Raw genomic sequence first — 21,233 nt, forward strand, 5'->3', positions numbered from 1 at the left:
TCATGAGATATATTTTAGTTACTTTTTAACTATAGCACGAATTATAGACGCTCACAAGCTTCAAAATATAAATAATATGATATATTTATTCTTATTTATTTGACTTGAAACTTGACTATTTTTTACTTGCTTATTTTAGAAGAAATGCTATTCTTTTAAAAATTCTCAATGCTAGGAGTGATTATTTTGCCATTTATTGCGATTTTATTCGATTTGGTTGCGGCAGCAGCTTACTTTCTCCAATACAATCATCAAAGTTCAGAAGTCCTGTTTGTTGGAATGATTTTCCAAGGTGTGATCACCCTTCTCCTTCTCATCATTATAATCAGCTACAAAGGAAAAAAATATGCACGTGTCCAGACAGAAATATTTGTTAAATATGTTTCTATTCGTTACGGGATCATCATTCTTTCCTTTTTAATGAATGCAATCGTCCTCTTTTTATATGTATTGAATTACTTAAATATCAATCCATTGATTTTTTCTAGATAGATAACTTGTATTTAGCGGAACAGTTCTCGCGTATGAGCAGAGAGCTGTTCCGCTTTTTCATCGGTCTATTCTTCTTTGATTTTCCTAGCATTTCATTTGTGATGTATGCAATAACATGTTATCTTTTATTAGAAGAAACGTTGAGGAGTCCGTTACATGATTACGTTGGTTAGAGTTTTGTTTTGGTTGCCTTCGGTCGTCCTGATCGCAATTATTTTTTATCTTATGCTTTGGAACAAAGAACGGCTTTATTTAGCTGTTTTGACTCTTCCGGTTATTTATTTTATGTGGAAGGTTTTTAATTACAACTACTTTGAACCTGATAGTGTTTTTGTAGAAGAATTATCAGGGTTGGTTTTGTCTCTATTAATCGTCATTCTTTATTTGATACGTTTAAATAAAAAACATTGAGTCCTATTGATTGCTTGTGTAGCTTTCTATGGTCATTACAACTATCCTATTATGATGAAAGGTGATTAAATGAGTATCGAAGAAGCTATTTTACTGGATACTTTACGTTGTCGTCTGAATTTTTTAAGAACTGGCCGATCTTTATCCCAAGTAGCTGTTTCTAGCGCGTTAAGTATTCCTTTATTCAAATATCGTAAATACGAACAAGGGGAAGAAATTCCAAGTATCATTGAATTGATCTACATCGCCGACTTTTACGATATTTCCGTTGACTACCTGATTGGTCGCTCAGAAACAGCAAGCAAACTGAAATGATTTTTTCCAGCCATTGTGCTGGTTTTTTCATTTAATGTTTAAAGTGAACAAACTATGTACAAAAAGGAGATGTATCTATGCGTTTATGGCATGAAAAATTGATTTCAAAGCTTCCTCGTCAGCAGCTTTTAGGACAACATCGAGAATGCTGTGCGTTAAGAGGAAATGGTTGGGGAAAGAAACACGCTACTGTAGATTATGTCTTCCACTATTCTCCTTATAAATTATTTCAATATCATCAACTTGTCATGGACGAAATGGAAAAGCGTGGCTACAGCCCAGCACCTGAATGGACAGATCCTATGTACCGTGGCAAATCATGCGAAGCATTTTTTGATTTGCCTACTGTAGAACGTAGCGTTCCGATTTATCCGGAACATGATGTAGTGTATCTAGCAGAGTGTTTAGCAAATTTGGAGCAAAAAGGAATTTATCTTACCTAAAAAAGAGGCTGGGATAGAAGCGTTTAACTCCAAGAAATAAGAGGTAATTCACGAAAATTGCTTTTCAAATCTTTGTGAATTTCAGCTTATTTCCGAAGGAGTTGCTTCTGCTTCCGCCGTTTACACATGTTTAGAGCGTGAAAAACTCTTCTACTCTTTACTCATCGAAAAAGTCTTAACCAACGTAGGGTAAGCTCGAATGGTGCAAGTTGATTCTCAGGTTACCTTCGTCATCACGTATAAATCCGAAAGTATATTCTACTTTTGTTTCATCACCCGTTTTCCCAGAAGTAAAGTAATATTCTCCTGATGCGATTGCTGAATCCGTATCGATGATCGTTTCATGATTGTCGAAGCGGATGTCTGTCCAAGGTTCTAACGCAAAACCAGAATCTTCGCTGATATCACCGCCAACGAAATAAGAAAGTGCTTCTTCTTTTGTTGCCCTGAATGGTAACTCTGCAGCTTTAGTTGGTTTAAAAAGCACAGCACCTTCGTCGTATGCATACAATGTCTCGATGACTTCTTCTGCTTTTTCTGTTGCTTCCTCCATACCTTCTTCGCTTGCTGTACCGATACTTATGATTGCTTCTGCCCAGCGTTCCCGTGCTTCGTCGACTTCGGCTTCTGTGATCGTCTCAACTTTTACCTCTTCTGTCGTGTCTTCAGTTGTTTCTGTTGTTGATTCAGTTGCCGAATCGGTTGTAGAACAACCTGCCATTGCTAGTGTTAATGTTGATAGTAAAAATAGTTTTTTTATCATAAGATTATCCCCCCTGAAAACAGACTAAAATAATAACATTTCGTTTTTTTATTTTCAGTTAAAGCTTAATAATTTCTAAATGTTCTTAAATTTTATTTAAAAACTCTTATAACTTTCATAATACATAACATTGTTATTTTTAAATAAAAAAATAAGCTCAATACATTTAAAATAAAAGACATAATTAAAATTAATTAAATGAACATCGTTATCTAAAAACAAAAAAATCCTTTTAAAATCTTACTACTATTAGGCTTTTTCGTTTTAATTTTCTTTAAATAATTATGCAAAAGTAATAGTTTATCTGTTTTTTTATTGTTTTAATAATCGATACACCACTTTATGTAAAATACTTCTCGAAAATACCTATTGACAAACAAACACAGCTATGAAATGAAAAAGCAAAGGACGAAGCAAAAAAGCACCAAGAAAAACATCCTTCCGCCTATTCAACGATTGATGAATTTCTTCGTACAAAAAAAAACCGTCTTTTCGAAAGAAAAGACGGTTAAAAGTCAATTTTTATTAAGCTTTAACAATGTTTGTTGCTTGAGGGCCACGTTGACCATCTTCAACATCGTAAGACACTGCTTGGCCTTCTTCTAAAGTTTTGAAACCGTCGCCTTGGATAGCTGAGAAATGTGCAAATACATCATTTCCATCTTCACCAGTGATGAAGCCAAAACCTTTGTCTGCGTTGAACCATTTTACTGTACCGTTATTCATAAATAAATTCCTCCTGATACGTATCAATGTACGTTTTTTCGTTGCAATAAATATTTGATAGGCAAAAGGAGTTTTATCTATGTAGATATATCGCTCAAATTACGTTTCAAAATAGATTACTTATTTAATATATCATGCTTTTTCTAATAACACAAGAATAATGCAATAAAATATAAAACTTATTGTCTTCGAATCGATAAAAAAAGTTGGATAACCGCGTTTGAGCCGCCTATTGTTCTCCATTTATTTGTTTTTATCTACTAGCATTTGTTTAAGTTGTCTGTTTGCTTCAGAGATTTGTTTCTTTTGATATAGTATTCCTTGTGAATCCATCACGAATCGTTTACTAATATTTTCTAGCATTCTCTCTATGCCTGGTATGGCTTCTTCTGGCGCTGCTCCTTGAACGATCCATAGTACTGGTAACTGGTGTAATGGCGCGTTTTCTGAATCAAGTCCGATTTGGAATAATTCTGTCCAACGGTCAATAAACGTTTTAAGCAGTCCACTAATATCCCACCAATAAATCGGTGTACCAATAACTACGTAGTTCGCCTTCGCCAATCTATCCATGACGGCATCAAAATCATCATTAGCTTTGACTTGACCTAATTGAGCAATATGAAAATCTACAAGATCGATCCTCTCATAATCTATTCCTTCTAGAACTTTCGCTCCCCACTTACTAGTCATACCTTCTTTGTTTGGACTTGCATTTATAAATATAGTTGTCATTGTGTTCCCTCCCCACTTTATTTTACAACATGATTGCTAAATTTTGACTTTAAACTTTCTTAACTATGAAAACCTTTCAATTGGTGATATACTTATAAATGGAATTTCGTTATCAACGTGTTCGTTGCCTTTCAGCAAGTATTTAAAGAAAGGAGAATGGCTATGACATTCTATAACAAAGATATACAATATCGAGTAACCTTGGATACAGATTTGAATCTCTTTGTCGTTTTTGACAAAGAAAATAGCAATCATGTAGCAACAGGTGTTACGATCGAACAAGCAGTGCAAGAATTAAAAAAATCTGCATAAGGAGTGGAAACCCTCATATGGACGATTCTCGTTCTTCTCTTTAAACGCATCTACTGGATGATAACAGTAGGTGCGTTTTGTGTTTTCAATAACTTCTTCTCTTCTGACAACCCTCCATCTAATTGACGATTGTATTCGACTAACTCAATCAACTAAATATTGTTTAAAAAAAGGAAGAATCCTACTATAACAGAAAAAGTAAAAAATCCATTAAAACCTAAAAAGCCATTACCAAATATTTGGTAGTGGCTTTTCGGGTTCTGTAAGGGTGGTACAGAACATCAATAGTCGGTGGGTTAGAACGTATGTTATCACATCTTTGGAGAAGGTTGTATTGGTATTATTCGAGTGACTTATTAGATGCGATAACAAGGATAGTATACAGTAGGGAAAAAATTTATTTTTTCTTTTTTTTATTAGTTTTGTTTCTTATTTTCTAAAAAATAAAAATAAATATTTGATGAATCAAGCATTCTCCGGATAAAACTGGCTTTCGAATACATATTAGGTTATCGTTTGTAATTTTATTTCACAGTTGTTATGATTGCTATGTAAAATAAAAAAGTTTAGGATACATCGATTTTTTGGGGAAATTCTTTTTTGGGGTATCCTAAACCTTTTCTATTATTTTCTCATATTTTCCATTATTGGTCTAGACATATACTAATGAACTTCCTATCTATATGATGGATGAATCCTTTTTCATTTATCATGAGATAACTTTGCTCCAAACTTACTTATGATAGATGGATGGTATTTTTTGTTCACGTTCTAACAAACTTGACACATTTATGAATTCTTAATCTATCTATCCTATAATTATAAAAAAAGGAGGTGCTGCGTATGAAAGCTATTCATATTTCTTTGCTTTTTTTCGCTAGTGCATTAATTTTATTTGCTATTCATCTTTGCTCCCAGCCTTATATCAATAACAACGGAATATTAGTAGAACCAGCATTCTTTTGCTTACCGCTCGGTCTTTTATCCCTTTTTGCCTCCACTGGATTCGGATTTGTTGCCTTTTTTAAACGATCGAAACAACAAATCTGACTATAAAATTTACGTAAAAGAGACCGTAAAAAAAAACATATCACCTTTCCTTATTCCGAATAAATATTTTCCATAAACAATCTTTTGACAATAGGCTGGACGTCTCTTTCGCGAGAACTGATACACGGTACCTACAAGCTCTTCAGTCACCAGTCCCACTATTCATCAAACCTGAGAAGCTGCTTAGTTCCTTCTGACTCGGAACTAAGCAGTTTCTTCACATCCTCTTTTACATCATGAGCGTTTATTCCTTGAAAAATGCTACTAATTTTTGGTATGTTTCTTGCGCTTGTTTATTACTAAAATCAAACTGATATTCATGGTTCAAGACAACATTTTTCTTCGTATAGTCTACTTTTGTGACTTTCACTCCTACTTTTTCAAATGCAGAAGCTGTTTGTTCCATTTGTTTCGTAAACGTATTTGTGTTCCCATCCGTCAAGAATGTTTTTTGCGTCCAACGGTCTGCATGTCTTGCTAAAGCTAAATGTTTGACGTCTTCTAAACGTTCAAAGTTCTTACTATCAAAATAAGCCCATCCACATTTTGCATAAAGAAAGCTAGAAATCTTATCACTTACTTGGGTAAATGCAGAAGGGTCTAGTAGTCCAGACAAAGAAACAAATTTTGTGATCTGCTTGTTCTCCAAAGTTGGATCAAGTTGATCGGCTTTTTTGATTTCTTCGTTTTGAAGTGCTAACAAATACTCTCCGCTAATTTGTGCGCCTGCTGAATCGCCACCAATCGAAATATTCGACCAATCCGCTTGCTCTTTTATCTCTTTTTTGGCTGCTTGAATGGCTTCGTTCAATTGGATAACTGGTGTAGGATGCTTTGCTTCAGGTGATCGTTCATAATCGATATTTACGACGATCTGCTGCGTGTCTGAACATAGGTATTCCAAATAATCACGACAATCGTTTTTATCCCCTCCTACATATGCGCCTCCATGCATCCAGAAAAGGATGGGCAACTTTTTCTTCTCCGTTTTCGGTGTGTAGATATCCATATGATTGTTTTTGTACTTTGAAGGATAAGTTATTTCTTTATTTCTATCGATTTGTTTGATTTTTTGCTGGAAATCGTCTGGTCTGGCATATACTTGTTCTTTTTCACTTGTGTCAAATTGTTTTCTAACAAGCAAACTAATCGGCTTTGGTGTGATTTGATTAATCAAAAATACAGTGACTAAAATAACTACGATGATAACTGGCACTGCAATCACTATTCGCTTGAACCATTTCATTCATTTACCCTCTCTTTCTTCGCCAAATCCATGTGATAATCGTGCTAGCAGATAAAAATCCACCTGAATAAATGAGAAGCGAATGTTTCTTTTCCCCAGTTTTCGGCAACATTCCTTTTTTTGTATCTGTCTTTTTTTGTACTTTCACTGTCATCTGAATCGGTAGCGTATCATCACTTGATTGATCATCTCGAGGTTCATCCTTTCCCTTATTATCTGCATTCTCTGCCGGATCTTGTTTTTTTGGTGGAACTACTGGGATTTTTTTGTAATGGTAAATAATAGTTGGTGTCGTCTCGTTAAAAACCCCTTCAGTCGGTCCTTCAACATTTGCTAATTCGTATCCTTCGAATGTCTTTTGCTCTGTCACATAATTCTCTCCATAAGCTCCGTAAAGCCGGATTTCGTCCTGGTCTTTGAGTAGACTTTTATTGTTTTCATCCACATATTTCACGTTTATCTGATCATGGAACACTACTTTCAAAAAGTCCGTTACATGTTTCGTGTAGGCAGCATGGTCAACTTCCTGTGCCTTTCCATGCCCTGCTCCTTCTACCAATAAAAGGTCTTTATATCCTCCTGCTAACTCATATAGTTTTTGCGCGTTAGACACAGGTACTACATCATCTGCCGTTCCATGGATGATCAATTTAGGCAATGAACCAGACATTCCAATCGTAGGTAGAGCGGCTGTCGGATCCAAATGCATCTCCTGATCAAAATAATATTGTTTCAAAAGCCCCATAAACAAATCTTCATGCTCTTGATCCCCAATGATGTCTAACTGATTTTTTATGGCAGGCGGTAATGCAGGGACTACTGTCTGGCTATACGTAAAACGTAGTTGTTCATCGATTGATGCAAATCCGCAATTTTCAATAATTCCTTTGACATTGACTGGGATATCTTTTGCTAATACAGACATCATCGTAGCTGCTCCCATGGAACCACCATACAGCAGGATCTTTTGAGATGGACGTTCTCGAACTTCTTGATTGATCCAGTAAAGGACATCATCTGATTCATATTGTCCATAGGTTACATAATCGCCTCCACTGTTACCAGTTGCTCTGGAATCAACAAATAATAAATTATACCCTGCCTTATAAAAATCATTGTATTCTTCTGTAACGATCCCATTATTCCAATTCCCTCTAAATCCGCCATGGATCATGACTGTTTTATCTGAACCCTGGTCGACATAGTAAGCATACACATCCATCATTTTGCCGTCTTGTTTGTTTAGTACAGTTTGATGAAGTTGTTTTGTGTTTGTATAGAAGCCTGTGTTTTCTGTAGGCGTCGTACCATCATCTGTACCTCCAAGCATTGACATCAACACACTATTTTTAGAAAAAGCGATATCATACAATAGATAAGTAGCAATCAGATGTTTGATAATCTCTTTGTCTACACCATAATCCTTACCAAAAAGCTCACTTAATACTAAACCTATTAGTCGTGCGTTAATTTCATCTACTGGTCCATTAAGTATATCTGTCATCTGTTTACCGAAGTAATTAAGATATTTCTTACCATTGAAGTTTTCGCCTTTACCGATATCATCATTTTCTGTCCCATTCTCTTTGTCACTTACTTTAGCAGAAGAGGATTTGTCGTTTGGCGTTTTTGTAGCTGTTGCTTCATCTGTTTGTTGGTTATCTGTGGTAGCGGTCGTTTCTTGATCTGTGCTAGTAACAGATGTCTCAGCCGTTGTTTCAGTACTTGTTTCTGTTTGTGAAGTACTCGATTTCGTTTCGTTTCTAGCATCAGTTGTTTCCGTGGTTTCGACCTCCCTAGATCCCGATTCGGAAAAGATACTCTCTCCATATACTGACCATTGCGGGACATTTGTACTTACAGCAAATAAGACGACCAACGCTCCCTTTAACACTTGTTTTGTTCTCAATCGATTCACTCCTTTTTATGATTCTAGGAGAATTATATGTAAACGCAAACATTTTTTATACAAAAAACAAACGGTTTATCCCATAAAAATAGAACAGGATTATTTTCTCAATTTACGTAACAAAGCAGAATGGATACTGGTTTATCCATTCTGCTTTTCTTTAAACAATGAAACAGCTTATTGCTCCAAAAATGTCAGAAATCGTTTATCCCAAATCTTTTCGTAAAAAGCGATTGTTTCCTTTGCTTTCATAAAAGGATGATCATAAGTCGTCGCTGCTCCTCTGCACATCATAAGCTGGTATCCTAATCCATGAGCAAACTTCACAGTCGTATCTATACAATACTCTGTTTGCGCCCCACATAATTCGATCGAATGACAGTCCAATTCAGTTAATAACATACTCAAATTAGTCTTATAAAATGAATTCGCATGGGTTTTTCTCACAAAATAACTGTGTTCAGGAATAGATAATTCCGACAATAGCTCCCATGGTTTTGTTTTTGGTACTAATTGATCATCTTCGTGTTGAACGAAAATAACTGGCTTTCCAATCGTTTCGTATGCTTTGATTCCTTTATTCACTAATGCTGTCACTGTTTTTAATCCGTGTATCGTCGAAGAATCAAAACATACCCCTTTTTGCAAATCGATCACTACGAATGCGTCGGCTGTGTTTGACATACGTATGCCTTCTTTCTTGATTTAATAGTATTTCTTATCTAGTTAGTTCCTTTATACGTGACAACAATTTCTTATTTTACACCTATAAATGGCACTTTTCGACTATTTCTTCATGTTATTATTTCATAAATATTTAGCTATTGGAGGAATGTATCATGATTAAATTATATATAGGTTCTAGTTGCTCGTCTTCTAGACGCGCAAAACGTTGGCTTATCACACATGATATACCGTTTATCGAACAGAACTTAATTCGTCAACCACTAACCAAAAATGAATTTATCCACTTACTAAAATTGACAAACAATGGCGTGACCGAAATGCTCTCTACTCATTCTATTAGTTATAAAAATCTTGTTCACAGAATAGATGAGCTCAGTTTAAGTGAACTATATATTGAGATTCGTACGTCCACTTCTTTATTGAAAAAACCGATTATCTACGACCAACCTGCAAAACTTTTGACTGGATTTAGCGAAGATAAAATCAGGATGTTCCTTCCTAAAACTAAAAGAAAACAAGAGCTCAACGAACTCTTGCTTTCTGGTCATCTTGTTGATTTTAAAGAAAATAATCTTTGCGTTCCTGTTATTTCCTGTTTCTCAAATATGTTAGTAAACAAAAATAAACCTGGCAAAGCTACAACTTCGCCAGGCAATACAGCACTCTCGAATGAAATATTCACTCAAAAATCTATCGTTTTATTCAATTTTAAATCTGTTGCTTTTATTCTTTATTTCACTCGATGGAAGAGAGAACGAAAATAGCTTGCTCCTACAAATCAAAATGAGTAACACAACCATCCATGTAATTAGCTTGTTTATGGTTCTACTACCAGTTTCTGGTAAATCGCTTTTTCTCTTATCTGTTTCTTTCGCTTTTTCTTGATGATCAATTCCACGAGAAACAAAATCAGACTGTTTTAGCACACTTTTTAGGTTGCTCCCTGCATTTCTCTTTTGTTCCTTAGTTGGTATGATAGGTACCAAATCAAGTTCATTATTTACTTTTCCTGTGCTGCTTTCGCTACTTGTGTTTCCTGTGCTACTTTCACTACTCGTACTATCCGTACTGCTTTCACTGCTCGTACTCTCTGTACTGCTTTCACTGCTCGTACTCTCCGTATTGCTTTCACTGCTCGTACTCTCTGTACTGCTTTCACTACTCGTACTATCCGTACTGCTCGACGGTCCAACAACTGTCCAACTACTTGGTTTCAAATTCTCCGTAATCGTCATCTGTCCATCATAAAAAACAATCAAATCAACTTTATCCTTACTCTTGATCTCATCAATCGATAGTTCTGCAGAAATCATTATTGTATACTCAATACCAGCGGTCCATTGTACGTCCTTTAAATAAACTTCCCCAATAACCTTTTCTGAACTTCCATTACCATCCCAACCATATGTTAGAACAGCATGTATATCACTAGCATTCACGCTTTTATTTGTTTTGATCAGAATAGTAATGACTTGTTGTGTCACGTCATAAACGATCCGATCAGTTTTCACAGTAAATGAAAGATTTTCATTTGTCCGTTCATTTGCAGAAGTACTGATTCCAATCATTGCTGCAATTATACTTAGCCCAAGAATAACAAATAATACGGTCGCTGTTTTCTTCATTTCAATCACTCTCCATATAATTACCTTCTATTTGATAAAGGAATTATATAAAATGAAAATGATGAGAACACGACAGTCAGTTGTGAAAATCTAACAAAAGATGTCGTGTATTCGTTTGAATCTGTTTACTTTTTCGTTTAATCAATGAAAGACTTAAAAAAGCAAGACCGATATCAGCCTTGCTTTCTTCATCTTTTATTGATAAACAGCAGTGTATTTCTTCATCCGCTTTGTTTTATATGCATAGAGTAACAAACCAACAATCAAGACTAACAAGAATAATGTAGTCGATATAGACGCTTCAGCCCTAAAGTTTCCCCAGTAATTATTGTGTTTTGCGATTGAACCAGAGTGGAGAAAAAACCTTGTTCTTGCGTTCCGCTGACTGGTATACCCAAAATAGCTCCTTGAGTCCAATTCCAAGTAATGTGAGCACCGATGGCCGTAAATAAACTTTCTGTACTGTAGATAAGTGCACTGAAAAAGCAACCTGCTAAAAAGATATTGAAAACTGCCAGAAATGTCATGTTAGGATTCAATCCGTGTAAAAGAGCAAATAATGCAGCAGATCCAATCATTGCTATTAATGGACCAAATCTAAGCAGCTGGTGCTGAAAAAAGCCACGGAATAAAAGCTCTTCGGATACCCCACTGCAATAAATAAAATAAAACTCGTGATCAGCGGCACAATATTTGCGTTTCCTGAATCTAACCGATACGCCCCTATCAAATATAATGGACTAGTAATAAGCAGAAACACTCCAATTCCACCAACGAGACCTCCCGCTAAATATCCCCAGTCTTTTCCTCGTCCAGAAATACCATAATCTTCCACTTTTTTCCCTTCTACCTTACTAGCAAGAAATAAAGCTAGTAAAAAAACAACTAAATGTCCAACCGTACCAGCAATTGCTCCAATCCATTCACTGTCTCCAAGAAACATATCCGCAAGTGCATTATTGACAAGAATTCCTAAAACAAAACCAACTAAGACTATTAAAACAGATCCAATCAATCGAATAATCCTGATCATCTTTCATCCCTCCTTTATATTAAGTGTAATAACCCTTTTCTTTCTTGTCTCGTGAAAAATATCTAAATGTTCTCCATCATAGAGAGAAAAGATTTTTACGAACTAAGAATGTCTACAGCAACCTTACGAAAATGAAAGACTGTCTGCCTGGTTCTTCTGTTAGACTGTCTTTAATAAGGAAAGGATGGGAAATTTTTTGAAAAAACAACTACTGATTATGTGCCTTTCAGGATTTGCTATTTTACTATTCTCAGGTTGTAGCAAGTCCAATGAAACAATTGCAACGTTTAAAGGTGGAACACTTACAGTTCAGGATTTTTATGATAACCCAAAAGTTAAATCAAACAATCAAACACTATTAAGAAAAATGATCGTCTTCAAAGCGTTTGATGATGTATACGGAAAAGAGATTTCTTCAAAGGAAGTAACAAAAGAATATAATGAACAAATCAAAAAACTTGGTCCAAACTACAAGGAACAATTAAAAGCAGTTGGCCAAACGGAAGAGACATATAAGAAACTTTTGAAACAGATGCTGGCTTTCCAGGACGGTTTGAAAGCCAATGTAAAATTAACAGATAAAGATCTAGACACTGCTTGGAAAGAATTCCATCCAGAAGTTAGTACACAGATCATCCCATTTTCGACTAAAGAAGAAGCAGATAATGCAAAAAAAGAAGTAAATGAAGGGGAAAATTTCTCCAAGCTTGTTCAAGCTTATGGAAAAAATAAAACACTAAAGGAAACTGATGGAAAAATGAATTTTGATTCAACCAATCCAGGGATTCCTACTGAAGTAAAAAAAGCAGCATTTCAATTAAACAACGGGGAAGTTTCTGATATCATTCCTGTAACAGATCCAACGACTTATCAGCAAAGCTATTATCTAGTAAAAATGGTAAAAAAACAGGATAAAGGTGCCAATAAAGATAAATACAAATCAGAGCTAGAAAAAATCGCCACGGAAACAAAAACCCTTGATACGGAATTCATGGATAAAACAATCCATAAAGTGATGAAAAAAGACAATGTAACTATTAAAGATCCTTATGTAAAAAATATATTCAAATAAACAAGTTTGACCCGATTGGGGATGTGGCAAGCAAGTTTCGGAAATTACTTCTTATTTCTTAAAGATGAACACTTCTGCCACGACCTCATGCGGGTTATTTTTTTCCATACCAAAACAAGTTCCATACCAAAACAAGTAACTGAATTTATCACAATCATATCAATATAAAATAAAAAAGAAGTTTTTTTATTTATGAACATGCTATATAAAAAAACCTAAGTCAACTTGACGACCTAGGTTCAAAAATGGATATAAAGATGAATAATTACATAAAATGAATATATTATGTTTATAAATCACTAGGATTGATTTCATCCGTTTCTACGATTGGAACGGATGATTTTTTTAACACTTCAAATCGTTTAACGTCATTTACCCCATACACTTGATACTCGATTCCAGATTTATTTAGTTTATTGATTGTTTCTTCTGTAGCAGCATCATTAGATACTGAGAGCAACGCTTTTTTATAACTTTTTACTTGTTCAATCTCATCTTCAAGTTTATTTTTTTGGTCATATAACCAAGATACTGTGCAGTCAGGATGATTCTTTACGACTTCGTCTCGGATCTTTTTATCCGTCAGTACAAAAAATGAACGTTCATACACACTATTTTGTTTTAGCGTGTTTACGATGTCATTAACAAAATGTTCATCCTGCCAGTTTCCTTTTGAACCATTCACGTTGACAATCAAGTTATTTTTTTTGATTTCCTTTACGGCTTCTTCAAAAGTAGGTATCTTAACTTTTTTATTTACGTATTCTGGATAGTTTTTCGTATCTAAATTAAACTTCTTTAGTTGTTTGATCGTGTATGTCTCTGGTTTCCCCGTTCCATCTGTTGTTCGATCCAATGTGTCATCATGCATCAAAAAATTCACGCCGTCTCTACTTGTCCGAACATCAATCTCGACTGCTTGGTAGCCTAATATTTTTGCTTGATGGATACTCTCCACCGTATTCTCAGGCGCAATAATGTGTGCGCCACGATGAGCCACTAAGTAAGTACCTTCATGTTCCAACCAATTATTTGCTAATGAAACACATCCTGTTAATAAAACAGTGAATAGCATTACTATTCCAATCTTTTTTTCACTTGCCAAATCACCTCAAAAACAAGTATAGCAAACTTAAACCTGTTTAAAAAGTTATTTTAAAACGAGCTAAAAATATCCCTTATGGACTTTTTCTTCTTGTTCTGTTATACTAAAGAAACACGAAAGATATTTTTATGCGACACTTTTCATTTGTTTTTATGAAATTTATTCAAAACTGGCGTAACTTCAGAGTTACAAGGATGTATTAGAGGTTAGGGAATACATCGTTTAAATGAGAAATAAGTAATAGTTAGTAATAGTCACCGAAACTTTAAATTAATGAATATTGAATCGTTAGATAGCCTTCTCGAGTTTTCGAGAAGGCTATCGTTTATTTTATGGATAAATTGATTTCAGAAGTAATCAGCGACCTTTTTTAGTTCACCAATCGTTTCTGCTTGGAAAGTTTGCACCCAATCTTCTTGGAAGCCCCTCACTGCTTTATCAATCGAGGTCATCTCTAACACTTGATCTAGTAGCTCTTTACCTAACGTTATCGCATGAGCTCCAGATCGAATGGCTGTAGTGACTTGTTCACAATTTTTGAAACTAGCTGCTAATATTTTTGTTGGACTTTGCGTATGTTCGATCTCAGTCCGCAACGAATCAATCACTTTCATAGCATCAATGCCTTGATTTTGCATTCTGTTATAATAAGGTGCAATATAATCTACCCCATTATTAATAGCTAAATACCCTTGTAATTCCGTATAAATAGCTGTACCGGTAATCAAATAATCTTCTTTTTTCAACTTTTTGATCGCTTGAAGGCCTGCTTGATTCACCGGCACCTTGATAAACGTATCTTTTCCTAGTTCTTCTATGATAACTTGAGCATCCTCTATCATTTCTTCTTCCGTTCTTCCTATTGTCTGAATATGGATGGGAATCTGTCCGATCATTTTTTTGATTTCTTTCATATGCGAGAAGAAGTTTGACGCTCCTTCTTTTTTCAGAATAGTAGGATTTGTTGTTACGCCTGTTAGATTCAAAAACTGTTGGCAAGAATAAATACTTTGTGTATTTGCTGTATCAAGCATGATTTCCATATGGCTTTCCCCCATTCTGATCCTCTTGATCGATTCTAATGATTGTCCCCTTTCTTAAATGCGGCATTTCTTTATCTTCTACATACATTGTCCCTGGAAGTTCCGGCTCATGAGATCCATCAAATTTTATCGTGATATGTCCTAATTCATTCAAATTAGTTTGGACAACATCTCCTACTGCTGTGATTACATACATTTGTTTATCAAAGCAGAGCTTCATATCACAAGTTATTTCTTTTATTACCTGATTCAATTCAATCTTATAACAATAATCTGTTAATGTTTCCGGTGCTTCATCTCCAAATAAAATCATTATTTTTTCTTTCCTGAATACTTCTGCTTCTATACCAACATCTGTTACAACCGTTTCAAAGATCGTCATCTCTGTTCCTCCTAAACTCAGCTATATAATCCAAAACTTGCTACCCAAGCAATGATAACTCGTGGGATGCCGTTAAGAAATCTTGAATAAAGAACTGATGGTACACCTACTTCTACTGTCTCAGCTTTTGCTTCTTCCAAACCTAGACCGACTGGAATAAAATCACATGCATTTTGAGTATTGATAGCAAATAGTGCCGGTAATGCTAATTGGGGAGGAATATTCCCTTTCCCAATCTCTACACCGATCAATGTTCCGATCACTTGGCTAATAACTGCCCCTGGACCAAGCAAAGGAGATAAAAATGGCAGTGAACAAATAAAGCCAATGATTGTTAATCCAACTGCATTTCCTGCTAAAGGTGCCATGATGTTAGCAAATACATTACCTATTCCAGAACCTTGGATCACACCAATCAAAAGGGAAACAAAAGCCATAAAAGGGATCACTGTCCGGATCATCGTATCTACTGCTTCTCTTGCTGATTGATTGAATGTAGCAACTACTTTTCCCGCGCCCATTCCAATCTTTGCAACCCAGTTTTGCTGCTCTGCTTTTTGCTCGGTTATCTTTTTAGAAGTATCATATTTGTACTTTTTATCTGGAGATGCAGTATTTACTGTTTCTTTGTTATCATCAGTTTCCATTAGCGGCTGTATTTGTTCTAACCCTACTGCTGAAACATAAATATCTTCAGTGATATATTGTGCTAATGGGCCACTTTTTCCTGTGGGAACGATATTGATGGTTGGTATCCCTTTTTTAGGATAAATTCCACATCTAAGAGTCCCTCCACAGTCAACGATTGCAAGCGCGATTTCACTATCAGGTATTGATGTTTTGAATCCATTGATAAACTCCATACCTGTCAGTTCTTCTATCTTATCTACGATCATTGGCCTCTCACCTCCACCTGTAACATAGATGAACTTGTGTTTATCTTTTGTCGGCCTAATAATCAAAGGACCTCCATACCCGCCGTTTCCTTTTACGATCTTGATATCGCTATACATTAAAAACTCTCCTTTCTCTAATCAACTGAAAGCTCTACTTTTTTGCTAAGAACGATTCCTTGCTGTCTGCATACAAATCCAGTAGTAAAATCAGTTATCCAACCACCAATAAAGTTCATCAGCAGTCCCACAAACAAGTATCGGATAGCCAGCTCCATCGAATTTAGCCCTAAGGTCTCGATCCCTTGAGCAATCCCCATCCATACAAACAATTCTCCAGGATTAATATGTGGGAATACACCATTGCTCGTATGACAAAATTGAGCTTGAACAGCATAATAGCTTGGTTTGTAGTATTCTGGAAGGAAACGAGCCATTGTAAATGACATAGGATTTCCCAACATAAAAGCAGATAAGAACGGTAAAACAAGGTAACGAGTAAACGGATTTTTCGCTGATAACTTGGCTACTTTCGTTACTCGGTCTTCACCTAAAAAAGCAATCATCGTATTCATTGCGACCATCAGCATCAAGACAACTGGTACGATTCCTGTCATCCAGCTTATGAATGTTTCTGCACCTGTTTGGAACAGCCTCATAAATCCCTCAGCAAATTTTGTTATGATATCCATCGTTTGTCACTCCTTTTTTCTTTGATCGTACTTTTCCATATCCGAAAATTATTGAGCATAGCAATAAAAGGCAATGAAGATTGTTCACTTTTTTCGTTTCCTGCCTCTATTCGTAAGTATACTTCTCTGGCATTTTCTAAAGCTGCTTGTGTCAAACGATCTTCCGCTCGAACTGAGGGATGGTAACGATCGATGTAATGGATATCTTCACCCACATAGAGAGGTAATGAATGAAATTTAGCCAAAGATGTAACCCCTTGCATTTTCCTGACTTCTAAAACTTGATCATGATCGTCTATAGCTAGCATAACAATCGTGCCTGAACGGATTTTCCCAGGTCGTTTACCAATCGCTACTTTTCCTTTTCTTCGCAGTTCGCTATATGTTTGATTGAAATGCTTTAGCTGCTTCCAACCGATAACTGCTTGCAGCATATAAGCTGAAGCTGCGAAAACTATGAATAGATACTTATCATTCATGAAGTCTCTCTCCTTTACTTTTGATTAGTTTTAAAAATGATTCTTTTGTCGGTGCTAATTCAATAAACTCATCTATTCCCATTTTTATGAGTTCAAATAGGATATCGTATAGCTCAAATAATTCATTTTCAACTTCAGCCGTCATTTCTTCAGGTATGGCAAATAAAAAAATAACTCCATTTCCTCCTGTTTCTGCTAAACCTTGATCAGTTATTAGCCCCACTGATAAAACAATGTGTCGGGATAGCTGGTTGGTTGTGTGAGGAAAAGCAAATTCTTTGTTAACAAATGTGCTTTGCTGAGATTCTCTTTTCAAGATCCTTTTTTCAAATTCTTGATCCACATAATAGCCTCTGATCAAAGGAGCGACTAATTTGTTTAAATATTCTTGATACGTCTTTTTTTCTTTCCATATTTGATAGAAAAAAACAGTAGAATGAAACCCGACTAACCGCTTTTTTTTTGCTTTTTGCCATTGTGCCCTTAACCAAGAGTCATCGAAAAGATTAGTCAAATGGATCACCGGTGTCTCTTCATTTACATTTTTTAACGGAATCGTTGTAAAAACAGCAAAATATTTGTTTAGATCTACTTTTTCATATTGTTCTTCTGAAATATGTGTTATTTGTATATCCGTCCCCAATATCCTTTTGATTTGTCTTTGTATCATTAATGCTGTTCCTTTTCCTGTCGTATGAACAATGGCTACTTTTTTAGAGGAAAAATGCTCTTTTTGATATCGAAATGCTAACTCCAAATACAACGTTAGGTAGCTGATCTCTACTTTAGAGATCTTATGTTGCAAGATAGCTTCTAATGCTTGTATGCATTCGCTAGTGATTTGGTAAGAAAAAGGATACTTTTTTTCTATCTCACCATAAAATAAATCAGTCAATCGATAACGAAAAATTACCCGATTTATCAATAAAGAGAGGTGCTGTTTCATCTCTTGATATAAGAAGGACTCATCCAGATCAATGAGATCTAATCGTCGAATACGCGTTATCATGGGGTCGAAATATAAGCGCAAATCAGAGTTAGCTTTCCTTATCATCGTTATACTTGTGTTGATGATGTTCAAAGGAAAACTGATAAAATCTTTTTCATATTGGCTCAAAGTTAGTTCATAGATTTCTTCCAACCGAGTGATCAGTTCATTGAATTCTTGGATATATTCAAAACACCCACTGTAACGATTGATGGGCTTCTTCAACAGATAGTTACTAGAGATTCTATTCAAAGAAATACCGATAACTTTCGTCAAAAGAGTGATTTCTTGTTTACTAGCATTCGTCTTCTTCTGAAAATGTTTGATTGCTTGTTTTTCTTCTAGAAACTGTTCTGTTTTCGTCTCTGAAAAGTAGGGAGAAACAAAATAAAACAAAAGTAGTCGTAATTCTAGCTCATCTCCTATTATTCTTAGTCCTTTATTTGGTGTGCCTGTAATCTTTACATCAAAATCATTTATCATCTCTTTTAATGTCTTTAGATCCTTGACCACTGTTCCTCTGCTGACACCGACTTCTTCAGATAAATCATCCATACGTAAGAAATCCTCTGTTTCGATCAGCCTATTTAGTAAATAAGCGATTCTTTTGGATGCCGAATTGAAATCACTGGCTGTTTTCAATTTTCCTTGCATGATCTCATCAAAAAAATCAAAATCATAAATTTCAAGTTCAAAATGTTTGTTTTTTTGGATGATTTTTGCAATACCGGCAATTTCTTCATTCAATTCCCCAATATCTTTTTTTATGGTTTGATTACTGGTTTTGATTTCTTTTTGCACTTCCTGGATTGAAACTTTCTTGTGAGCGACTAGTAATTTCAATAATTGGTACCATCTGTTTACTAGCGTCACGTGCGTCCCCCCTATCCTTTATCCTCTTGTTTTACCTCCTGAAATATTAGTCGTGACTCCAGTGATATAACTTGATCTTTCTGAAAGATAATAGCAGACTAGATCCGCCACTTCTTGCAGCTTACCACTCCTTCCTAGAGGGATCGTACTTGTTCGACTGTAACCGTTTCTCAGCTGTTCGACGCTTATACCTCTCGTATAAGAAAGAGCTTCTTCATATTCTTGTGTTCTCAAACCGGTTTCTTCCAGTATCCCTGGTGCAACACCTACCACACGAACATTCCTCTTTCCTAACTCTTTTGCCCAAGAACGAGTAAAACTGTTCATCGCTGCTTTTGTAGCAGCATAACAGCTCTGTCCTTCTGATCCTTCCAATCCTGATTCAGAAGAAAGATTCACGATCACTCCTGACTCCTTTTGCACCAAGATTCTTCCCACTGCTTGACTCATCAAATATACACTTTTTTGATTGACAGCGATCATCTTATCAAAAACTTGTTCTGATAATTCATACTTACTTTTTGGATGATTTCTATCTATTAAAAGAGAAGGTATATTTATTCCTGCATTATTGACTAGACCATCGATCGTCTTGAAGTGTTTCATTACTTTATATACCCCTTCTTCTATGTCCGTTTTAGAAGACACATCGACTTTTAAAGATAGTAGGTTTTCATGCTGTATACGGCATTCAGTTACATCAAAATTCGCTACTTGTGCATTCTGTTTCAACAAATTTTCGACAATACTTCTTCCAATTCCTGAGGAACCTCCAGTTACAATTACTACTTTTCCTGCAATATCCAACCAATCCGACATATGTGATCCTCTCCTTCTTTTTTCTTACAAATCCAGTATAAAAGCTCACTAGAAAAAATTAAGACATGAAATTTACAGCTTCAGCTAAAAAATGTGTACTAATGGAAGAGCAAAAAATTTTCCTCTTTTTGCATCATTTGCTAAAATCCCTGAGCGTTATATAAGCAATGTTTTTCTTTTTGATATATAATTGTTTTATCATTTAAGAAAGGAGAATTCTAATGAAAACTTTAGATGCTATTGCATTAACTTTATTGATTGTGGGAGGGCTGAACTGGTTGTTGGTAGGCTTGTTCGAATTTGATTTAGTAGCTATGATTGCTGGTGGTTCAACAACTATTTTTGCGAAGATCATTTATATCATCGTAGGTATTTGTGCGATTTACTGCTTGAAATTTTTCCCTATGATTACTAGAAAAGTTGATGAAAGATATTAGAAAGCTATAATTATTAAAAAAGCAATTATCTTCATGAACCTTCCCATTAGTGGGAAGGTTTTTTTATTTGAAGTCATCTGATTCCACATGGAAAGTGGTATACTGAATCAAGATAATCTATTTTAGGAGGTACCATCATGAATAAAGGGATTTACGTAGGATTGTTGGGGGTTGTACTACTTTTTTCAGCCTGTGGAAATGCTACAAAGAATTCTATCAATGAATCTTCACTAACCAATTCAACACCTAAAGTCGGTTCAACTAAAAGTACTTCTACTGCTTCCATTACTAATACTTCTACTAATAATGTAGATTCTCAATATAGCCAATCAAGCATTCAGTCGTCTACCATTTCTTCAACATCTGAAATGCAAGAAAGAACTGAACCTTCTCTTCCATTGGAAAACTCTGATGAAGCACTTCTATTTCTTATTTCCCATCGTTCCGAATTACAAAGTGAAGATATCGTTACTAGCTTTTATCAAAAAATCGATCAAGATTATTTGTTCACGACTTCTAGCAAGCAGACTCGTGCCCAAGGAGGATCAGGAAGTGTCGGTTTCTATCGAGTTTCCCCCGATGGAGTGATCTTGATTACTGATGCGTACGGCACACCGTTTTGATGATATAGAAAATTTCACATTTCTGTCTGTTCATTGTGTGTTTTAACGCTATTTTATTTTGAAAAACGCGAACGAGTATC

At 35.4% G+C, this 21,233-nt stretch carries 23 protein-coding genes and 3 pseudogenes; 10 read left to right on the forward strand and 16 right to left on the reverse strand.

Annotation, left to right across the window (positions count from 1 at the left end; genetic code table 11):
* The first annotated feature begins 168 nt into the window (after positions 1 to 168).
* The 4 genes from KFO35_RS04250 (at position 169) to KFO35_RS04265 (ending at position 1,661) form a co-directional block, all read left to right on the forward strand.
* On the forward strand, positions 169 to 492 hold the full coding sequence (locus KFO35_RS04250; protein ID WP_002314960.1) for a hypothetical protein: 324 nt from the start codon (positions 169 to 171) through the stop codon (positions 490 to 492).
* Positions 493 to 648: 156 nt separating this feature from the next.
* Positions 649 to 903, forward strand: coding sequence for a hypothetical protein (locus KFO35_RS04255; RefSeq protein WP_002314959.1), 255 nt, complete (start codon positions 649 to 651; stop codon positions 901 to 903).
* A gap of 69 nt (positions 904 to 972) precedes the next feature.
* The gene (locus KFO35_RS04260) at positions 973 to 1,218 is read left to right on the forward strand and encodes a helix-turn-helix domain-containing protein (RefSeq protein ID WP_002306609.1); all 246 of its coding nucleotides are present in this window, start codon (positions 973 to 975) and stop codon (positions 1,216 to 1,218) included.
* Between the two features lie 77 nt (positions 1,219 to 1,295).
* Positions 1,296 to 1,661 carry a TIGR02328 family protein gene (locus KFO35_RS04265; protein WP_070704618.1) on the forward strand — a complete coding sequence of 122 codons (366 nt, stop codon included), beginning with the start codon at positions 1,296 to 1,298 and terminating at the stop codon, positions 1,659 to 1,661.
* Positions 1,662 to 1,836: 175 nt separating this feature from the next.
* Here the strand turns inward: KFO35_RS04265 and KFO35_RS04270 are convergent, their stop codons facing one another.
* From KFO35_RS04270 to KFO35_RS04280, 3 genes are all read right to left on the reverse strand, one after another.
* Positions 1,837 to 2,424: a metal-independent carbonic anhydrase family protein gene (locus KFO35_RS04270; protein WP_002320081.1), complete on the reverse strand. Its 588-nt coding sequence runs from the start codon at positions 2,422 to 2,424 to the stop codon at positions 1,837 to 1,839.
* A gap of 525 nt (positions 2,425 to 2,949) precedes the next feature.
* Positions 2,950 to 3,150 carry a cold-shock protein gene (locus KFO35_RS04275; protein ID WP_002293303.1) on the reverse strand — a complete coding sequence of 67 codons (201 nt, stop codon included), beginning with the start codon at positions 3,148 to 3,150 and terminating at the stop codon, positions 2,950 to 2,952.
* 243 nt (positions 3,151 to 3,393) lie between these two features.
* Positions 3,394 to 3,885 carry a flavodoxin family protein gene (locus tag KFO35_RS04280; protein ID WP_002309158.1) on the reverse strand — a complete coding sequence of 164 codons (492 nt, stop codon included), beginning with the start codon at positions 3,883 to 3,885 and terminating at the stop codon, positions 3,394 to 3,396.
* A 162-nt stretch (positions 3,886 to 4,047) separates the two neighbouring features.
* Between KFO35_RS04280 and KFO35_RS04285 the strand changes: the two genes are divergently transcribed.
* Both KFO35_RS04285 and KFO35_RS04290 read left to right on the forward strand, forming a co-directional pair.
* Positions 4,048 to 4,197: a hypothetical protein gene (locus tag KFO35_RS04285; protein ID WP_002293298.1), complete on the forward strand. Its 150-nt coding sequence runs from the start codon at positions 4,048 to 4,050 to the stop codon at positions 4,195 to 4,197.
* An 843-nt stretch (positions 4,198 to 5,040) separates the two neighbouring features.
* Positions 5,041 to 5,247: a DUF3955 domain-containing protein gene (locus tag KFO35_RS04290; protein WP_156271889.1), complete on the forward strand. Its 207-nt coding sequence runs from the start codon at positions 5,041 to 5,043 to the stop codon at positions 5,245 to 5,247.
* 244 nt (positions 5,248 to 5,491) lie between these two features.
* Here the strand turns inward: KFO35_RS04290 and KFO35_RS04295 are convergent, their stop codons facing one another.
* From KFO35_RS04295 to KFO35_RS04305, 3 genes are all read right to left on the reverse strand, one after another.
* On the reverse strand, positions 5,492 to 6,493 hold the full coding sequence (locus tag KFO35_RS04295) for an alpha/beta hydrolase (RefSeq protein WP_002313716.1): 1,002 nt from the start codon (positions 6,491 to 6,493) through the stop codon (positions 5,492 to 5,494).
* A gap of 4 nt (positions 6,494 to 6,497) precedes the next feature.
* Positions 6,498 to 8,411: an alpha/beta fold hydrolase gene (locus KFO35_RS04300; protein WP_033704973.1), complete on the reverse strand. Its 1,914-nt coding sequence runs from the start codon at positions 8,409 to 8,411 to the stop codon at positions 6,498 to 6,500.
* Between the two features lie 168 nt (positions 8,412 to 8,579).
* Complete coding sequence (locus KFO35_RS04305) at positions 8,580 to 9,086, reverse strand: cysteine hydrolase family protein (RefSeq protein ID WP_002314954.1); 507 nt, start codon at positions 9,084 to 9,086, stop codon at positions 8,580 to 8,582.
* 155 nt (positions 9,087 to 9,241) lie between these two features.
* On the opposite strand from KFO35_RS04305, the pseudogene KFO35_RS14380 reads away from it, so the two are divergent.
* Positions 9,242 to 9,574: pseudogene (locus KFO35_RS14380) on the forward strand (Spx/MgsR family RNA polymerase-binding regulatory protein); the annotation flags it as partial.
* Between the two features lie 245 nt (positions 9,575 to 9,819).
* Here the strand turns inward: KFO35_RS14380 and KFO35_RS04315 are convergent.
* A pseudogene (locus KFO35_RS04315) lies at positions 9,820 to 10,714 on the reverse strand (LPXTG-anchored fibrinogen/nidogen-binding adhesin SgrA).
* A gap of 195 nt (positions 10,715 to 10,909) precedes the next feature.
* Positions 10,910 to 11,747: pseudogene (locus tag KFO35_RS04320) on the reverse strand (CPBP family intramembrane glutamic endopeptidase).
* A 184-nt stretch (positions 11,748 to 11,931) separates the two neighbouring features.
* Here KFO35_RS04320 and KFO35_RS04325 point away from each other — a divergent pair.
* A complete protein-coding gene (locus KFO35_RS04325; protein ID WP_002314950.1) occupies positions 11,932 to 12,819 on the forward strand; it encodes a peptidyl-prolyl cis-trans isomerase in 888 nt (295 codons plus the stop codon).
* A gap of 289 nt (positions 12,820 to 13,108) precedes the next feature.
* Here the strand turns inward: KFO35_RS04325 and KFO35_RS04330 are convergent, their stop codons facing one another.
* The 8 genes from KFO35_RS04330 to KFO35_RS04365 all read right to left on the reverse strand — a co-directional run bounded on the left by KFO35_RS04330 (position 13,109) and on the right by KFO35_RS04365 (position 20,093).
* Positions 13,109 to 13,894 (reverse strand): glycerophosphodiester phosphodiesterase, encoded by a 786-nt coding sequence (locus tag KFO35_RS04330; protein WP_002314949.1) that lies wholly within the window; start codon positions 13,892 to 13,894, stop codon positions 13,109 to 13,111.
* Between the two features lie 377 nt (positions 13,895 to 14,271).
* Positions 14,272 to 14,967, reverse strand: coding sequence for a fructose-6-phosphate aldolase (locus tag KFO35_RS04335; protein WP_002314948.1), 696 nt, complete (start codon positions 14,965 to 14,967; stop codon positions 14,272 to 14,274).
* Positions 14,951 to 15,349, reverse strand: coding sequence for a PTS glucitol/sorbitol transporter subunit IIA (locus KFO35_RS04340; RefSeq protein WP_002314947.1), 399 nt, complete (start codon positions 15,347 to 15,349; stop codon positions 14,951 to 14,953). The genes KFO35_RS04335 and KFO35_RS04340 overlap by 17 nt, the downstream gene beginning before the upstream one ends.
* A 17-nt stretch (positions 15,350 to 15,366) precedes the next feature.
* Complete coding sequence (gene srlE, locus KFO35_RS04345) at positions 15,367 to 16,362, reverse strand: PTS glucitol/sorbitol transporter subunit IIB (protein ID WP_002314946.1); 996 nt, start codon at positions 16,360 to 16,362, stop codon at positions 15,367 to 15,369.
* Between the two features lie 17 nt (positions 16,363 to 16,379).
* On the reverse strand, positions 16,380 to 16,934 hold the full coding sequence (gene srlA / locus KFO35_RS04350) for a PTS glucitol/sorbitol transporter subunit IIC (RefSeq protein ID WP_156271893.1): 555 nt from the start codon (positions 16,932 to 16,934) through the stop codon (positions 16,380 to 16,382).
* Complete coding sequence (locus KFO35_RS04355; protein WP_156271895.1) at positions 16,922 to 17,413, reverse strand: transcriptional regulator GutM; 492 nt, start codon at positions 17,411 to 17,413, stop codon at positions 16,922 to 16,924. Before KFO35_RS04355 ends, srlA begins: the two co-directional genes overlap by 13 nt.
* Positions 17,406 to 19,274 (reverse strand): BglG family transcription antiterminator, encoded by a 1,869-nt coding sequence (locus KFO35_RS04360; protein WP_002314943.1) that lies wholly within the window; start codon positions 19,272 to 19,274, stop codon positions 17,406 to 17,408. Before KFO35_RS04360 ends, KFO35_RS04355 begins: the two co-directional genes overlap by 8 nt.
* Positions 19,275 to 19,292: 18 nt before the next feature.
* Positions 19,293 to 20,093 carry an SDR family oxidoreductase gene (locus KFO35_RS04365; RefSeq protein WP_002314942.1) on the reverse strand — a complete coding sequence of 267 codons (801 nt, stop codon included), beginning with the start codon at positions 20,091 to 20,093 and terminating at the stop codon, positions 19,293 to 19,295.
* 221 nt (positions 20,094 to 20,314) lie between these two features.
* Between KFO35_RS04365 and KFO35_RS04370 the strand changes: the two genes are divergently transcribed.
* Both KFO35_RS04370 and KFO35_RS04375 read left to right on the forward strand, forming a co-directional pair.
* Entirely contained in the window at positions 20,315 to 20,530 is a 216-nt protein-coding gene (locus KFO35_RS04370) for a DUF378 domain-containing protein (RefSeq protein WP_002293281.1), read from the forward strand.
* A gap of 137 nt (positions 20,531 to 20,667) precedes the next feature.
* Positions 20,668 to 21,153 carry a hypothetical protein gene (locus tag KFO35_RS04375; protein ID WP_156271897.1) on the forward strand — a complete coding sequence of 162 codons (486 nt, stop codon included), beginning with the start codon at positions 20,668 to 20,670 and terminating at the stop codon, positions 21,151 to 21,153.
* Positions 21,154 to 21,233 lie beyond the last annotated feature (80 nt).

The organism is Enterococcus lactis, assembly GCF_015751045.1.
Classification (GTDB): Bacteria; Bacillota; Bacilli; order Lactobacillales; family Enterococcaceae; genus Enterococcus_B; species Enterococcus_B lactis.